The organism is Pseudomonas sp. SCB32 (assembly GCF_009189165.1).
Lineage (GTDB): Bacteria > Pseudomonadota > Gammaproteobacteria > Pseudomonadales > Pseudomonadaceae > Pseudomonas.
Map to the genome: position 1 here is coordinate 119,893 of NZ_CP045118.1, position 14,573 is coordinate 134,465.

Annotated in this window: 11 protein-coding genes; 1 reads left to right on the plus strand and 10 read right to left on the minus strand. The window is 66.8% G+C overall.

The window, feature by feature from the left end; translation table 11 throughout:
* Positions 1–10 precede the first annotated feature (10 nt).
* The 10 genes from cheD to GA645_RS00640 form a co-directional block, all read right to left on the minus strand.
* A complete protein-coding gene (gene cheD, locus GA645_RS00595; RefSeq protein WP_152218958.1) occupies positions 11–604 on the minus strand; it encodes a chemoreceptor glutamine deamidase CheD in 594 nt (197 codons plus the stop codon).
* Entirely contained in the window at positions 601–1,452 is an 852-nt protein-coding gene (locus tag GA645_RS00600) for a CheR family methyltransferase (RefSeq protein WP_152218961.1), read from the minus strand. Before GA645_RS00600 ends, cheD begins: the two co-directional genes overlap by 4 nt.
* Before the next feature lie 335 nt (positions 1,453–1,787).
* Positions 1,788–3,809 carry a methyl-accepting chemotaxis protein gene (locus tag GA645_RS00605; RefSeq protein ID WP_152218963.1) on the minus strand — a complete coding sequence of 674 codons (2,022 nt, stop codon included), beginning with the start codon at positions 3,807–3,809 and terminating at the stop codon, positions 1,788–1,790.
* A gap of 41 nt (positions 3,810–3,850) precedes the next feature.
* Positions 3,851–4,336 carry a chemotaxis protein CheW gene (locus GA645_RS00610; protein WP_152218965.1) on the minus strand — a complete coding sequence of 162 codons (486 nt, stop codon included), beginning with the start codon at positions 4,334–4,336 and terminating at the stop codon, positions 3,851–3,853.
* Positions 4,323–6,182, minus strand: coding sequence for a chemotaxis protein CheA (locus tag GA645_RS00615; protein WP_152218967.1), 1,860 nt, complete (start codon positions 6,180–6,182; stop codon positions 4,323–4,325). The genes GA645_RS00610 and GA645_RS00615 overlap by 14 nt, the downstream gene beginning before the upstream one ends.
* A gap of 11 nt (positions 6,183–6,193) precedes the next feature.
* Entirely contained in the window at positions 6,194–6,559 is a 366-nt protein-coding gene (locus GA645_RS00620; RefSeq protein ID WP_054910295.1) for a response regulator, read from the minus strand.
* A gap of 139 nt (positions 6,560–6,698) precedes the next feature.
* On the minus strand, positions 6,699–7,886 hold the full coding sequence (locus GA645_RS00625; protein ID WP_152218969.1) for a methyl-accepting chemotaxis protein: 1,188 nt from the start codon (positions 7,884–7,886) through the stop codon (positions 6,699–6,701).
* Positions 7,887–8,198: 312 nt separating this feature from the next.
* Positions 8,199–9,809, minus strand: a complete 1,611-nt coding sequence (locus GA645_RS00630) for an arylsulfatase (protein WP_152218971.1) — start codon at positions 9,807–9,809, stop codon at positions 8,199–8,201.
* A 121-nt stretch (positions 9,810–9,930) separates the two neighbouring features.
* A complete protein-coding gene (locus tag GA645_RS00635) occupies positions 9,931–10,758 on the minus strand; it encodes an ABC transporter ATP-binding protein (protein ID WP_152218974.1) in 828 nt (275 codons plus the stop codon).
* The gene (locus GA645_RS00640) at positions 10,755–12,362 is read right to left on the minus strand and encodes an ABC transporter permease (protein WP_152218976.1); all 1,608 of its coding nucleotides are present in this window, start codon (positions 12,360–12,362) and stop codon (positions 10,755–10,757) included. The genes GA645_RS00635 and GA645_RS00640 overlap by 4 nt, the downstream gene beginning before the upstream one ends.
* 247 nt (positions 12,363–12,609) lie before the next feature.
* Here GA645_RS00640 and GA645_RS00645 point away from each other — a divergent pair, with 247 nt between their 5' ends.
* Positions 12,610–13,668 (plus strand): ABC transporter substrate-binding protein, encoded by a 1,059-nt coding sequence (locus GA645_RS00645; RefSeq protein ID WP_152218978.1) that lies wholly within the window; start codon positions 12,610–12,612, stop codon positions 13,666–13,668.
* Positions 13,669–14,573: the final 905 nt, after the last annotated feature.

The following is a 14,573-nucleotide window of genomic DNA, read 5'->3' on the forward strand; positions in this document are numbered from 1 at the left end:
GCGAAACCCATCAAAACAGATCGATGGTCCCGCCGCGCGTCTGTCGCGACAGTTGCTGACGGTACTGCCGCTCACGCTGCAGCAGCGTGTCGTTGGCCAGCACACGCAGCTTGCGCACCAGCACCCGGCCGCTGCCGGGGAAGTAGTAGACCTTGCGCGGGTGCACGTCGAGCAGGTCCTGGGCGAGCACCGGAATGTTCTCCGCGCTCAGGTAGTCGAGGACGAACTCGACGTTGCGCTGGCCGACGTCGGCGCTGAGGTTCTGCAGCACCGAGCCGCCGCCGAAGATCTTCGCCTCGAAGTTGCGCCGCTGGGCGCCACGCCGCATCAGGCCGTTGATCAGCAGGTCCATGGCGTGCACCCCGTAGCGCCCGGAGCTGGACAGCAGGCTGTGGGTGCCGGTGTCACCGGGCAGCATGAAGTGGTTCATGCCGCCGAGGCCCAGGCTGCGGTCGCGCAGGCAGACCGAGACGCAGGAGCCGAGCACCGTGACGATCATCAGCTCCTCGTCGGTGACGAAGCATTCGCCGGGCAGCAGCTTGACCGCGTCCATGCCGAAGCGCGGGTCGTAGTAGCGATTCCTGGCCTCGTGCGCCGCGCTCATGCCCGGGACGGCCTCGCCGCCTGGTAGGTGGTGCGGCCCACCGAGCGCACCAGGTGGGCGGCGTGGACGAAGTTCTCCGAGTGCCCGGCGAACAGCAGCCCGCCGGGGCGCAGCAGGCCTACCATGCGCTCTAGCAGGCGGGTCTGGGTCGGCTTGTCGAAGTAGATCATCACGTTGCGGCAGAAGATCACGTCGAGCTCGCCGGAGATGCCCCAGTTGGCGTCGAGCAGGTTGATCTGGCGGAACTCCACCAGTTGCCGCAGCTCGCCGACCACCCGCGCCTTGCCGGCATTGGCGCCGGTGCCGCGCAGGAAGAAGCGTCGCTTCTGCGAGGCGCTCAGCGCTTCCAGCCGCTCCATCGGGTAGATGCCCTGGCGCGCGCTGTGCAGTACGCCGGTGTCGATATCCGAGGCCATGAGCTGCACCGGCGGGGTGAAGCTGCCCAGGGCGTCCACCAGCGTCATGGCGATGGAGTAGGGCTCCTCGCCGGTGCTCGACGCCGCCGACCAGACGCGCAGCGGGCGGTGGTCGCGCAGTTGCTCGTCGGCGAAGCGCGCCAGGTGTTCGAAGTGGTGGCGCTCGCGGAAGAAGGCGGTGAGGTTGGTGGTCAGCGCGTTGACGAACTGCTGCCACTCCTCCTCGTGGTTCTCCAGGTAGGCGAAGTACTCGGCGAAGCTGTTCAGCCGCAGGCTGCGCAGGCGCCGGGAAAGGCGGCTGTAGACCAGTTGCTCCTTGCTCTCCGACAGGCTGATGCCGGCGTGGCGGTACAAGCGGTCGCGCACCTGCTGGAAGTCCCGGTGGGTGTAGAGGAACTCATGGTCGGGGGCTGGCAGGCCGATGTTGGGCATGGGTCGATCCGTGTGTATGCGGGCTACGCGCAAACCTCATTGATTTCGTGCAAGGGCTGTCTGTTGGATTCCCGCGTTCGCGGGAATGACGAGGTTAGGCTTGCGCCTCTGCGTCATCCCCGCGAACGCGGGGACCCAATAAAACAGTACCGTAGGATGGGTAGAGCGCAGCGAAACCCATGCCGTCAGCGCACAGGTTCGATGGGTTTCGCGTTGCTCTACCCATCCTACGGTCTATTGTCGGTATCACGGCCCTTTCCCGGCCATCCCTGGCCAGCTCGCGGCAACCGGCCCTCCCATTGCTCCGGTCGCCGGCGTCCCTGCGCCCCGCCCGATCAGAACTCTTCCCAATCCTCTTCCTTGCCCTTGGCCCGCACCGCCTTGGCCACCCCGCGCGAGGCGCGGGAGGTGTGCGCCGGGGCCTCGGCGCGCGCCGGCCGGGCAACAGCGAGGGGCACTACGGTGGCCGAGGTATCGAGCTTGAACACCGAGACCGACTGGTTGAGCATCCCGGCCTGCTCCTGCAGGGCCTCGGCGCTTGCTGCGGCCTCTTCCACCAGCGCGGCGTTCTGCTGGGTCATCTCGTCCATCTGCGACACCGCGCCGTTCACTTCCTCGATGCCGCTGCTCTGCTCGGCGGATGCGGCGGCGATCTCGGCCATGATGTCGGTGACGCGCTTGATCGCCACCACGATGTCGCTCATGGTCTGGCCGGCCTGGGCGACCAGGGTGTTGCCGTTCTCCACCTTGTCCACCGAGTCGTTGATCAGCGTCTTGATCTCCTTGGCGGCGGCGGCCGAACGTTGCGCCAGGGTGCGCACTTCCCCGGCCACCACTGCGAAACCGCGGCCCTGTTCTCCAGCGCGCGCCGCTTCCACCGCGGCGTTGAGGGCGAGGATGTTGGTCTGGAAGGCGATGCCGTCGATTACCCCGATGATGTCGGCGATCTTGCGCGCCGAATCGTTGATGGCCGACATGGTGCCCACCACCTTCTGCACCACGCTGCCGCCTTCGGTGGCGACTTCCGAGGCGTTCACCGCCAGCGAGTTGGCTTGGCGCGCGTTCTCGGCGTTGAGTTTCACCGTGCTGGTCAGCTCCTCCATGCTGGAGGCGGTTTCCTCCAGGCTGGAGGCCTGCTGCTCGGTGCGGGTGGACAGCTCGGCGTTGCCGCTGGCGATCTCGCTGGCGGCGGTGTGGATGGTGTCGGCGGCCTCGCGGATCTGCCCGAGCATGCGCGACAGGCTCTGCGCGGTCTCGTTGGAGTAGTCCTTGAGCTCGCCGAAGGTGCCCTGGTAGTCGGCGTCGATGCGTTGGGTGAGGTCGCCCTGGGACAGCGCGCTGAGCATCCGGGTGACGTCGCGCAGGCCCTTGTCGGCGGTGTCCACCAGGCTGTTCAGGCCGGTGGCCAGCTTGAGGAAGAAACCGTCCTTGTTGGACGCCTCGATGCGCTTGCTGAAGTCGCCAGCGGCGGCGGCTTCCACCAGTTGCGAGACCTCCTGTTCGGTGCGGAATTCCTCGGTGCGGTCGGTCCACTGCACGGCCGAGCCCAGGCGTTCGCCGGTATCGCTGAACACCGGCACCACGTCCAGGGCGAAGCGCCGGCCGCCCAGGTTCAGCTCGGCCTGGTGGCGCGCGCTGAGGTGGGCGAGCATGGTGCGCTGGTGCGCCGGGTTCTTGTGGAACATGTCGATATTGGCGCCCATCAGGCGGCTGGCGTTGAAGTTCGGCAGCTGCTTGCGGATGTCCGCCTCGGCGCGGCCGAGCATCTCGGTGACGGTGCGGTTCATGTAGATGATGTCGAGATCGTTGTTGGCGATCATCACGTTGGCCGAGACGTTATCCAGCGCGCTCTTGATCCGCGCGTTGTACTCGGCGGCGTCGGCATTGGCCTTGAGGCTGGCGCGCACGCCGTCGATGGCCTCGGTGATGATGGCTTTCTTGCCCGGCAGGCGGTCCATCTCCACCGAGTAGTCGCCCTTGCCGTAGGCGGTGACGGTGGCCACCACCTTCATCTTCACCGCGATGTGCGCGGCGACCAGCTCGTTGATGCCCTTGGCGATGCGCGCCGGGCGGCCATTGAGCTTGTCCGCCGGGATCACTTCGTCGATCCAGCCCAGCTCGTGCTGGCGGGTCATCTCCGTAAGGCCGGCTTCCAGGGCTTCGTTCTGTGCCTGCTCCGCACGCTGTTCGCGCAGGGTGCGCTGTACGTTGCGCAGGCCGTCGTAGAGGCGCTCGTAGCCGGGCGCGGGTGCCTCGCCGATGGCGACATCGAGGTTGCCGTCGACCAGGCTGTGGAGAATGGCGGTGATGCGGTCGGCGCGCTGCTGCGCCACGGCGTGTGCGTTGAACAGACCCATTGTCGTTATCCTCGGCTCAATCTTTTTTTGTCGTGTGGCAATCAGGCGGCGGCTTCATCGACCAGGGCCATTTCCCGGCTGGTCATGAGTTTTTCGATGTCCACCAGGATCAGCATCCGCTCGCCCGCGGTGGCCAGGCCGAGCAGGTATTGCGTATCGAAGCTGGCGGCGAACTCCGGCGGCGGCTTGACCTCATCGCCGGACAGGGCGATCACGTCGGAGACCGAGTCCACCACCGCGCCGACGATGCGCCGGCCGACGTTGAGGATGATCACCACGGTGAACTGGTCGTAGCTGATGTCGGCCAGGTTGAACTTGATGCGCAGGTCGACGATGGGAACGATGGCGCCGCGCAGGTTGATCACGCCCTTGATGAAGGCGGGGGCGTTGGCGATCGCGGTGACCTGGTCGTAGCCGCGGATCTCCTGCACGCGCAGGATGTCGATGGCGTACTCCTCGCGGCCCAGGGTGAAGGTCAGGTATTCCTGCACCGGGCTGCTCGCCGCACTGGATTCAGCTGCGCTCATGGGTGGATTCTCCTTGTGCCGCCAGGCGCGGCAGGGCATCGACATCGAGGATCAGGGCGACGCTGCCGTCGCCCATGATGGTGGCGCCGGCGATCCCGTCGATCCGGCGGAAGTTCTGTTCCAGGCTCTTGATCACCACCTGCTGCTGGCCGACCAGTTCGTCCACCTGCAGGGCGAAGCTCTTGCCCTCGGATTCGAGGATCACCACGATCGCCTGCTCCGGCGGCAGGGGCGTGGCGTCGATGTGCAGCAGCTCGTGCAGGGAGAACAGCGGCAGGTACTCGCCGCGCACGCGGATCACCGCCGCCTCGTCGCCGGCCATGCCGCGCACGTCGTCGGCGCGGGCCTGCAGCGACTCGATGATGTAGGTCAGCGGGATCACGTAGTTGACCTTCTCCACCGCGACGATCAGGCCGTCGAGGATGGCCAGGGTCAGTGGCAGGCGGATGCACAGGCGGGTGCCCATGCCGGGCGCCGAGTCGATCTCGATGCGTCCGCCCATGGCCTGGATGTTGCGCCGCACCACGTCCATGCCGACGCCGCGCCCGGAGAGCTCGGTGACCGTCTCGGCGGTGGAAAAACCGGGCATGAAGATCAGCTGCCAGACCTCGGCGTCGCTCATCGAATCGTGCACCGCCATGCCCTTTTCGCTGGCCTTGGCGAGGATGCGCTCGCGGGACAGGCCGCGCCCGTCATCGGAGATTTCCACCACCACGCTGCCGCCCTGGTGGCTGGCGGCGAGCTTCACCGAGCCCTGGGCCGGCTTGCCGGCGGCCAGGCGTTCGGCGGGTGTCTCGATGCCGTGGTCGATGCTGTTGCGGACGATATGGGTGAGCGGGTCGCTGAGCTTTTCGATGACGCTCTTGTCCAGCTCGGTGTGCTCGCCCTGGAGGATCAGCTCGACCTGCTTGCCCAGGCGTGCCGAGGTGTCGTGCACCAGGCGCGGGAAGCGGCTGAAGATGAAGCTGATCGGCAACATGCGGATCGACATCACCGATTCCTGCAGGTCGCGGGTGTTGTGTTCCAGCTGCGCCAGGGCTTGCTGCAGGCGCTCGTAGTGCGTGGGGTCGAGAACCTCGCTGAGCTGGCTGAGCATGGCCTGGGTGATCACCAGCTCGCCGACCAGGTTGATCAGGCTGTCGATCTTCTCGACGCTGACCCGGATCGAGCTGGACTCGCCTTCGCTGCGGTTGTCCGCGCGCTGTGCTGCCACGGGCTTGGCCGGAATCGGCGCCGGAGTTGGAACGGACGCGGCGGGGGCTTCGCTGGTGGCTGTTGGGGCGCCCGGAGCATCGTCGAAGAAACCAAAGTCCTCGCTGGCCGGCGCGGACTCGGCCAAGGGCGTGCCTGGCGCATCATCGAAGAAGCCGAAGGCATCGTCGTCGCTGGCCGCCTCGGGAGTGCCAGGCGCCTCGTCGAAGAAGCCAGAACCGTCATCTGCCGCCGTGCTGGTCGTCGGCTCCGCCAGCCAGGCGCGCAGGCGCTCCACCGTGGCCGGTACCGGCACGCTTGGGTCCGGGCACTGGTCGCGGTGGGCGTCGAGCAGGCGCTGCAATACGTCGCGGGCTTCGAGGAACACCCCGATCATCTCCGCGCGCAGGGCGGTCTGCCCGCAGCGGATGCGGTCGAGCAGGGTTTCCAGTTCGTGGGTGACGGCGGTCAGGTCGTCGAAGCCGAACATGCCGCTGGAACCCTTGATCGAGTGGGCCGCGCGGAAGATGCCGTTGAGTGCCTCGGCGTCCGGCTGATCGAGGTCGAGCCCGATCAGCAGGAGTTCGAGGGTGGCCAGGTGTTCGTCGGTTTCCTCGAAGAACACCTGGAGGAATTGCTCCATGCCGGTAGCCATCTGGGGTTCCCCTACGGCAGGACCTTGCGGGTCACTTCAAGGAGCTTGGGCGGGTCGAACGGCTTGACCAGCCAGCCAGTGGCGCCAGCGCTCTTGCCCTGCTGCTTCATGGCGTCGCTGGATTCGGTGGTCAGCATGAGGATCGGCGTGCTGCGGTAGCCGGCCATGTCGCGCAGGCTGCGGATCAGCGACAGGCCGTCCATGTTCGGCATGTTCTGGTCGGTGAACACCAGGTTGTAGGTCTTGCGCTGAGCCTTGCCCAGGCCGTCCTTGCCGTCGACGGCTTCGTCCACTTCATAGCCGGCGGACTTGAGCGTGAAGCTCAGCATCTGCCGGATCGACGCCGAGTCGTCGACGATCAGTATCTGTTTTCCCATTGCGTGACTGCTCCTTGATCCAAGGGTCTGGCATTCGGGGATGTGGGTTGGCCTCAGCCAACCAGGGCGATGTTCGCGAGGTACTCGATGATCGACTGCAACATGTTCACTGCCTCCCGCGCACCGTCGGGTGGTGCGTTCAGAACAGCTCTACTTCCCCAGCACTGAGGCTGGTCTGTGCCACCGGGTTGCTCAGCGGGCGGCCGAGTTCGGCGACTTCCGCACGCAGGCGCTCGCCCCACTCCTGGGGCTCGCGGCTATCCAGCGCGCCGAGGCCGACCGCCAGCGCGGCGAGTCGCGCGCCGTGCTTGCCGATCTGCCCCAGCAGCTGGCTGCTCATGTCCTGGAATTGCAGCGCGGTTACCGCCGCGTTGACGCCGTCGCCCACTTCCAGGGAAATCCGGTCCAGCTCCTGCACCACCTTGACGGTGTGCTGGTTCATCGCGTCCAGGTCGTCGAGCATGGTCTGGATCTTCTTGCGCGAGTCCAGGGCGAAGGACATGTCCTTGTCGGCCAGCTGGGCGATGGCGCCTTCGGCATCCTTGATCTCCTGGTAGACCACATCGACGTGTTCGCGGATGGCCTGTGAGAAGTGCGTGGAGCGGGTGGACAGCGCGCGTACTTCATCGGCCACCACGGCGAAACCGCGGCCGCTTTCGCCGGCGCGGGCGGCCTCGATGGCGGCGTTGAGGGCCAGCAGGTTGGTCTGCTTGGCGATGGCGTCCATGTCCTGGGTGGATTGCAGGATTTCGCCGATCTTGTGCGTGACGCGGTCCATGCGCTCCACCAGCTGTTGCGAAGTGCGGCTGGTTTCCAGGGTCGCCTCGACGAACAGCCCGAGGGTTTCCTGGGTGGCGTGGATGAAGCGCTGGAAGTCGATGTCGTCGTCGAGGTGGCCGCGCCCGTCGTAGCGCTCGATCAGCGAGTGGGACAGGCCGCGCTGGGTGTCGATGCGCTCGGCCAGGCCGTGGAAGCTGTCGGTGAGCTGGCCGATGGCGTGGTGCAGGATGCCGTCGACCTGGTGGGTGTGGCCGTTGAGGCTGGCGAGATGGGTATCGATGGCGTCCTGCAGCGGGCGCCATTTCGGTAGCTGTTCGCTGTCCAGACGCACCTGCTGCGCCGTGGTCTGCGGTTGCGCGGGGCCGGCCAGCAGGGGACTCAGCGCCAGGCTGGCGAGTCCGCCCAGTGGCAGCAGGACCCAGATCGGCACCCCTGCCCAGTAAAGTCCTGCCACTGCCACCCAGGGCAGCGACTGGAGAACCAGACGTTTCGGCCACACTTGGCCGTCGGCCTGATCAACAGGCGAATCGATTCGGGTATCGCGCATGCTGCACTCCGTTGCCGAGCGCCAGGAGGGTAGGCCGCGCGGCTGCTGGGGTAGGTCATAAGCAGTGCGTCGGCCTGGCTTCTTAAAGCTAGAGTGCCGTTGGATGATGTCAAATTGACGCTAGTTTGTCGGCGAAACGCGGCGGGCCTTGATCTAGATGGATTTTTGCCTGGGCGACCGCTGGTCATGCTTTGCATTTGGCGACAGACGGTAGTCCGAAAGCCCCGTCTGATAGGGGCTGCAGGTGTTCTGCAGGGTGGCAAAGCGGGTCGGGACTGGCATTGCCGGCCAGCCCCTTTTGCCCGTCGTGGCTCAGCGAAGCAGGAAGGGCGGCGGCGCGTCCTGCACCCCGGTTTCGTTGACGTACTGCTTGTAGTGCTCGATCAGCGCTTCCAGTTTCTGCGGTTGCTGTTTGGCCAGGTCCTGGGTCTCGCCGGGATCGCTGGCGAGGTCGTACAGCTGCCAGGTGGCCGGCCCGACTGGCACCGGCAGGTACACGGCCTTCCAGTCGCCCTGGCGGATGGCGCGCATGCCGAACAGCTCCCAGCCGGTGACGGTCTTCTCGTCGTGGGCCTGCTCCGTCTCGCCGGACAGCCAGCCCAGCCAGGACTTGCCGCGCACCTCGGCCACCTCGCGGCCACGCCAGCGCTTGCCGGGGTGGCGCACGCCGGCGAGGTCGAGAACGGTCGGGGTGATGTCCATCACCGTGGAGAAGCCATGGCTGATCTCGCCCTGGCGCTTGAGCTGCGGGTAGCGCACCAGCGCCGGCACGCGGATGCCGCCCTCGGTGGTGAAGGCCTTGTACAGCCGCGACGGCGCGGTGGCCGCCTGGGCCCAGCGCGGGCCGTACCAGATGTAGGAGTTGGCGCGGCCGATGTTCTCCAGGCTGTTGTCGTAGTGCTGGTCGAGGAAGCTCAAGAGGTCCGGGCCGAAGCGCGGGAAGGCTTCCAGCAGCGCGCCCTCGGCGCCGTTGTCGGACATGAACAGGACGAAGGTGTTGTCCAGCTCGCCCTGCTGGCGCAGGTACTCGACGACGCGGCCGACGTTCCAGTCCAGACGCTCGACCATCGCCGCGTAGACCTCCATGGCCCGCGCGGATTTCGCCTTCTCCTCGTCGGTGAGACGCACCCATTCCTTGCTGATCGCCAGCACCGGATGCGCCTTCACGTCGGCGTCGATCAGGCCCAGCTGCTTGAGCCGCTCCAGGCGTTCCAGGCGCAGAGCCTCGGGGCCGGCGTCGTAGCGGCCCCGGTACTTGTCGACCACCTCCTTGGGTGCCTGCAGCGGCCAGTGCGGTGCGGAGAAGGGCAGGTAGGCGAAGAACGGCCGGCTCTGGTCGCGTTCCTTCAGGTACTGGATCAGCTTGTCGCCGAAGGCGTCGGAGGAATAGAAGTCCGCCGGCAGCTCCTCGATGAAGCGGTCGTCCTCGACGTACAGCGCCGGGGTGCCCTTGAGGATGCGCGGCGTGGTCTCGTCGTAGGGCGGTTCGAATCCGTAGTGGTTGGCCGCACCCGGCAGCAGCGAGAAGGAACGCTCGAAACCGCGCGCGTGGGGCGCCTGTTCCAGCTTCAGGCCCAGGTGCCACTTGCCGGCCATCAGCGTCTGGTAGCCGGCTTCGCGCAGCAGCTCGGGCAGGGCCACCACGCGGTCGTTGAGGTAGCCCTCGTAGCCGGGCTTGCCCTCCAGCTCCGGGGTCAGCGCCTCGGCCATGGTGCCGATGCCGGCGATGTGGTGGTCGGTGCCGCTGAGTAGCATCGAGCGGGTCGGCGAGCAGGTCGGCGCGGTGTGGAAGTCGGTCAGGCGCAGGCCGTCGAGGGCCAGGGCGTCGAGGTGCGGGGTGGAAATCTCGCCGCCGAAGGCGCCGAGGTCGGAGAAGCCGAGGTCGTCGGCGACGATGACGAGGAAGTTGGGGCGTTTGCTCATGGTCGGACTCGGTAGGTGGTGGCCTGGGGGCCTTTTTCTGGGTTCCCGCGTTCGCGGGAAAGACGGGAGCCGCTGCGTCAGCTCCAAGTTGGGCGTCACCCCCGCGAACGCGGGGGCCCAGCTAACAGGCAATGAACTCGAACGGCAGGTCTTCCACCCGTCTGGGCTGCGGCGCGACGTAATCGCCGTCACCGGTCAGCTCGTGCAGCAGCGCCTCGCGCTGGCGCAGAAAGTCGAAGCCACCGCGCTCGCGTGGATGCGCCAGCGGCACCTCGACGATGCGCTTGATCCGCCCTGGGCGCGGGGCCATCACCACCACGCGGTCGGCGAGGAACAGCGCCTCCTCCACGTCGTGGGTGACCAGCACCGTGGTGATGCGTTCGCGCTGGCGGATGCGCAGCAGCTCCTCCTGCAACTGCTGGCGGGTCAGCGCATCCAGTGCGCCGAAGGGTTCGTCCAGCAGCAGGATGCGCGGGCTGGCCACCAGCCCACGGGCGATCGCCACGCGCTGCGCCATGCCGCCGGAGAGCTGGTGCGGGTAGGCGCGCTCGAAGCCTTTCAGGCCCACCAGTTGCAGGTAGTCGGTGACCTTGCTGGCCTTGCCGGTGGCGCTCAGCGGTTCGTTGACCAGGCCGAGCTCGACGTTCTGCGCCACCGTCAACCAGGGGAACAGGCGGTGCTCCTGGAACACGATGCCGCGCTCGCCGCCAATGCCGTCGATGGGCGCGCCATCGATGCGGATCTCGCCCTGGAACTCGCGGTCCAGGCCCACCAGCAGGCGCAGCAGGGTGGACTTGCCGCAGCCGCTGGCGCCGACGATGGCAATGAACTCGCCGTCGGCGATTTCCAGGTCGAAACGTTCGATGGCCTGCAGCTCGCGGCCGTCCACGGGGAAGCGCTTGGCGACTTGGCGAAAGCTCACCAGCGCCGGGGAAGTCAGGGCGTTCATGCGTGTCTCCAGCGCGTCGCGCGCGCTTCGATGCGTTGTCCGAGGGCGGCCAGCAGCGCGCCGGTGAGGCCGACCAGCAACATGCCGGCGCCGACCATGTCCATGCGGAACAGCTGCTGGGCGCCGATCATCAGGCTGCCGATGCCGCCGTTCGACGGCATGAAGTACTCGGCGCCGATGGTGCCCAGCCAGGCGTAGATCAGCGCCAGGCGGATGCCGGCGAACACCGAGGGCGCGGCGCCCGGCAGCACCAGCCGGCGCAGGCGCTGCCACGGCGACAGGCGCAGGGCGAGGGCCGCTTCGCTCAACTGCGGCGGCAGACTGGTGACGCCGCGCTGGGTGGCCAGCAGCAGCGGGAAGAAGGCGGCGAGGCCGACGAACACCACCTTGGCCGTCTCGCCCAGACCGAACCAGGCGGTGAGCAATGGCACCCAGGCGAAGATCGCCACCTGGCGCAGCGCGGCGAAGCTCGGGCCGAGCAGGCGCTCGGCGGGGCGCAGCAAACCGAGCGCGAGGCCGAGGGCGAAGCCCAGCGCGCCACCCAGTAGCAGGCCGCCGAGGGTGCGCTTCAGGCTGGCCAGCAGCGCGCCGGGCAGGCTGCCGTCGAGCAGTCCTTGCCAGAGGGCGACGGCCACCGAGGCAGGGCTGGCGAGGATCGCCGGATCGACCCAGGTGAAGGCACTGGCGGCCTGCCACAGGGCGAGCAGCGCCAATGGCAGCAGGCAGGGTTGCAGGCGCTGCCAGCCGTGGCCGCGCGCGCTGCGGCGCAGCTCCCCGGCGGCTTGTTGCGGCCAGTGCAGCAGGCGTCGGTCCAGTGCCTGGATGCCACGGTCCATCGCCGCGCCCACCAGGCCGACCACCAGGATGCAGACGAACACGCTGTCGAGCATGAACAGCTGGCGCGCCTGCACCATCAGGTAGCCGATGCCTTCGCTGGAGGCCAGCAGTTCCACGGCCAGCAGCGAGGTCCAGCCCTGCGCCAGGGCCAGCCGCACGCCGGTGAGAAAGGCCGGCAGCGCCGCCGGCAGGATCAGCCGCCACACCAGCAGGTGACGCGGCAGGCGCAGCACCGCGGCGGCCTCGCGCAGGCGCGGTTGGGCATCGCGCACACCGACCAGGGTGTGCAGGGTGACCGGGACGATCACAGCCTTGATCAGCACCACCAGCTTGAGCAGCTCGCCGATGCCGAAGAACAGCATGAACAGCGGAATCCAGGCCAGGGTCGGGACCTGCGCCAGCGCGCCGAAGGTCGGCAGGATCAGCCGCTCGGCACGCCGGCTGAAACCCAGCCAGGCGCCCAGGGCGAGCCCGCTGGCGATACCGGCGAGCAGGCCCCAGGCCAGGCGCTTCAGGCTGACCCCCAGTTGCAGCCACAGCTCGCCGCCGAGCAGCTCGCGGGCGGCCTGCAACACTAGCTCCGGGGTCGGCAGGATCTGCGCCGACATCCAGTGCCGGTGGCTGGCGACCCACCACAACAATGCCAGGGCGGACGGCACCAGCCAGGGCAGTGCGCGGGAAGCTGAAACCCATGGCAGGCGCGGTGAAGCGAGCGCCGGACGGGGGGCGGGGAGGGCAAGGCCGGAAGGCTTGATAATATTCTTCATTGGAATATGAAAAATCCAATCAATGCATTTATGAGCTAAGAAAGGCCATTTAAGGGAAGCCCCTCCGCCTCGGCCAATGCATTCGAGGAATATTTTTTATGCCGTTCGGGCATTCCCTCGCGGGGCCCGAGCGCGTCTGATTTAGGTCTTTCAGTTACTAAAAAATAAGTTTTTATTATTTTGTTTGCAGACCAGGAACTGCCTTTAGTGCCTCCCAAGCATTCATCCATTGCAGGAGGCAGGCGCCATGAAGGCCCTTACCCAACAGTTGCTGTCCCTCTTCGCCGCGCCGGTCCTGGCCGGGCTGCTCGGCGCCTATCCGACCTTCACCCAGGCCGCGCCGGTGAAGGAAATCCGCATTGCCGTGCCTGACGTCAGCGCCGGCCCGAAGCCCTCCGGCGGCGGCATCGTCGACGTGCTCACCACCCGCCAGCTGCTGGAAAAGGAATTCGCCGCCGACGGCATCCAGATCAAGTGGACCTTCTTCAAGGGCGCCGGCCCGGTGATCAACGAAGCCCTCGCCAACGACCAGGTGGACTTCGCCTACCTGGGCGACCTCGCGGCGATCATCGGCAAGTCCAGCGGGCTGGACACCCGCCTGCTGGCCGCCACCGCGCGCGGTGTCAACCACTACCTCGGCGTGCAGCCGGGCTCGGGCATCAAGTCCCTGGCCGATCTCAAGGGCAAGCGCGTGGGCCTCTTCCGCGGCACTGCGAGCCAGTTGTCGTTCGACAACGCCCTGGCCAGCGCCGGGCTGTCCGAGAAGGACCTGAAAGTGATCAACCTCGACTTCAGCGCCGCGCTGGCGGCCCTGGCGGCGAAGCAGATCGACGCCACCTGGGGCCTGGCCGGGCTGTTCGCCCTGCGCGAGAAGGGCCTGGCGGATATCGTATTGAGCACCCACGACCTCGGCGGCGCCGGCACCCTGCAGGCGGGGCTGGTGGGCAATGGCGCGTTCGTCGATGCCCATCCCGATCTCACCGAGCGGTTGCTGAAGGTGCAGTTGCAGGCGGTACAGTGGGCCAGCGCCGAGGCCAATCGCGATGCGTACATCGAGCTGGTGTCGAAGCAGGCCAATTATCCGGCGGTGATCTTCCGTAGCGAGTATCAGGATCGTGGGCTGGCGGAGGTGTTGTCGCCGAAGCTGGATGCGGGGTTCCTGGCGAAGCTGGATGCTTCCATTCAGGCGGCGAAGAGTTATGGGTTGATTCGACGGGAGTTCAAGGCGGCGGATTGGGCGAAGCCGGAGTTGCAGGAGGCGGCGGGTAAGCAGATTGCTGGGCAGCCGGTGGCGGTGGTTCAGTGAGGGTTTAGACATCGAGGCACCCGATGAGCACCTGCATCTCAGTAGGATGGGTAGAGCGAAGCGAAACCCATCGTTTCTGGGTCTGGGTATTCCTGCGCCGCTTCGGTGTGTGCTGAGAGATTTTGTTTCGCCCCCTCGGGCGACCTCCTTTTGCAAACGACCCAAAGGAGGCAAAGGTCTTGCCCCATCATCCGGGTCCCGCTTCGCGGGACTGATTCGCTTCGCTCACCCTACGGGCCAGCCTTCGGCTGTTACTTCGCTTCGCTCCGTTTCCCTCGCTCCATCGAAGTTTCAGGGGCACGCGTCGACGGGCCATCCATGGCCCAACGACGCTCTCGCGGCATCCATGCCGCTCAACCCCTGAAACTCCGATTCCACTCGGCCTCCTGAAGGGGCGCGCCGGAGTGCACGGAGGTTTCTCTGGAACCCGCTTTTCGTAGGAGAGACGGGGGCGCCTAGCCCTTGTCCGCGAAGGCTCGCCATTGCCCTCGCATCGCAGGATGAACACCCGTAGGGCGAATAACGCGCAGCGTTATCCGCCTGGGTCTGGGTGTTCCTGCGCCGCTTCGGCGTGTGCTGAGAGATTTTGTTTCGCCCCCTCGGGCGAGTCACTTTGCCAAACGACGGATGGCCGCCCCACGCAAAGTAACCAAAGGTCTTGCCCCTGCATCCGGGTCCGGCTTCGCCGGACTGATTCGCTTCGCTCACCCTTCGGGCCAGCCTTCGGCTGTTACTACGCTTCGCTCCGTTTCCCTCGCTCCATCGAAGTTTCAGGGGCACGCGTCGACGGGCCATCCATGGCCCAACGACGCTCTCGCGACATCCATGTCGCTCAACCCCTGAAACTCCGATTCCACTCGGCCTCCTGAAGGGGCGCGCCGGTGCGTGCGGATATTTCTCTGGAA

Bases quoted from the DNA above. Each gene is read 5' to 3' on its own strand.
- GA645_RS00630 (WP_152218971.1), bottom strand. From the start codon at position 9,809: ATGAGCAAACGCCCCAACTTCCTCGTCATCGTCGCCGACGACCTCGGC.
- GA645_RS00605 (WP_152218963.1), bottom strand. From the start codon at position 3,809: ATGGGTCTGTTCAACGCACACGCCGTGGCGCAGCAGCGCGCCGACCGC.
- GA645_RS00610 (WP_152218965.1), bottom strand. From the start codon at position 4,336: ATGAGCGCAGCTGAATCCAGTGCGGCGAGCAGCCCGGTGCAGGAATAC.
- GA645_RS00635 (WP_152218974.1), bottom strand. From the start codon at position 10,758: ATGAACGCCCTGACTTCCCCGGCGCTGGTGAGCTTTCGCCAAGTCGCC.
- GA645_RS00645 (WP_152218978.1), top strand. From the start codon at position 12,610: ATGAAGGCCCTTACCCAACAGTTGCTGTCCCTCTTCGCCGCGCCGGTC.
- GA645_RS00620 (WP_054910295.1), bottom strand. From the start codon at position 6,559: ATGGGAAAACAGATACTGATCGTCGACGACTCGGCGTCGATCCGGCAG.
- GA645_RS00615 (WP_152218967.1), bottom strand. From the start codon at position 6,182: ATGGCTACCGGCATGGAGCAATTCCTCCAGGTGTTCTTCGAGGAAACC.
- GA645_RS00600 (WP_152218961.1), bottom strand. From the start codon at position 1,452: ATGCCCAACATCGGCCTGCCAGCCCCCGACCATGAGTTCCTCTACACC.
- GA645_RS00640 (WP_152218976.1), bottom strand. From the start codon at position 12,362: ATGAAGAATATTATCAAGCCTTCCGGCCTTGCCCTCCCCGCCCCCCGT.
- cheD (WP_152218958.1), bottom strand. From the start codon at position 604: ATGAGCGCGGCGCACGAGGCCAGGAATCGCTACTACGACCCGCGCTTC.
- GA645_RS00625 (WP_152218969.1), bottom strand. From the start codon at position 7,886: ATGCGCGATACCCGAATCGATTCGCCTGTTGATCAGGCCGACGGCCAA.